The organism is Streptomyces sp. NRRL WC-3549, from assembly GCF_000721935.1.
In the GTDB taxonomy this organism is placed as follows: domain Bacteria; phylum Actinomycetota; class Actinomycetes; order Streptomycetales; family Streptomycetaceae; genus Streptomyces.
On record NZ_KL585413.1, the window covers coordinates 13131 to 14144 of the forward strand.

Consider the following 1014-nt stretch of genomic DNA (forward strand, 5'->3'; position numbering starts at 1 on the left):
GTCACCCGCGGGCAGGAAGGGCGGCGCCCGCCGCGCTGCGCTCGTACACGGTGACGTCCGCCCCGGCCCGGAGGCCCGCGACCGCCGCCGCGCAGCCGGCGACGCCGCCCACCACGCCCATCCGCAGGCCCGTCGTCACCGTGCCGCTGCCCCCTGTCCGTCGTCCGGGGAGGTGCCGTCCCCCGTCGCCGCAGCCGACCGGGTGCGCGCGGGTGACAGCACCTCCCCGGGGGGCGGGGCTTACGGCGTCACGGTCACCGTCCGGCTGCCCGAGGCCTGCTTGCCGTCGGACGTGTAGGTCACGGTCAGCTCGGCGTCCCCGGAGGCGCCCGCCGGGATGGTGACCGGGACCTTGATGTTCGCGCCCTCGCCGGGACGTGTCGCCGGGAACGCGACCCGCTCGGTCGTCCAGCCGGACGGCACCGCCAGGTCCAGCGTGCCCGCCGAGCGCTTCACGTCCATCCGGTTGACGACCCGGACCGTCACCTCCGTGGTGGTACCGGCCTTCAGGGTGGCCGGCGGGGTGATCGTGATGTCGGCACAGGTGCCGCCGAGCCACTTCAGGTCGAAGGAGGAGTAGGTGATGTGCTGGACGTCGCCGCGCTCGTAGAGCAGGCCGAGCCGGCCGTCGGGCAGCCGTGTCAGCGTCGAGTACGCGGCGCTGCCGGGGTCGACGACCTTCCGGATCGGCCAGGTCTTCCCGTTGTCGCAGGACATCTTCACGGTGAGGTTGCGCCGCGAGGAGGTGCTCTCGGTGTTGCTGAACAGCAGCCAGGAGGACTGCGGGTCGGACGCGGCGGCGTCCGGGGCGTACCGGATGACCGAGCCGTTGTTCGCCGGGTCGGGCAGGGCGGTGTCCTGGGTGAACGGCGTGTAGTTGACACCGCCGTCGGTGGAGTAGGCGATCGTGCGGTAGGGGGCGGAACGGTTGTTGAGCATGATCCGGCCGTCGCTGAGTTCGACGGTCTTGTTCTCGTCGCCGCCCGGGCCGACCGGGTTGCCCATCCTCCAGGT

At 72.8% G+C, this 1014-nt stretch carries 2 protein-coding genes; both read right to left on the bottom strand.

The genetic code is table 11. From position 1 onward, the window contains the following. Nucleotide 1 precedes the first annotated feature (1 nt). Nucleotides 2–139 carry a hypothetical protein gene (locus IH13_RS43510; RefSeq protein WP_158791240.1) on the bottom strand — a complete coding sequence of 46 codons (138 nt, stop codon included), beginning with the start codon at nt 137–139 and terminating at the stop codon, nt 2–4. Between the two features lie 101 nt (nt 140–240). Further along, on the bottom strand, nt 241–1014 hold a 774-nt coding region (locus IH13_RS0120845), incomplete at its 5' end, for an exo-alpha-sialidase (RefSeq protein WP_031086649.1).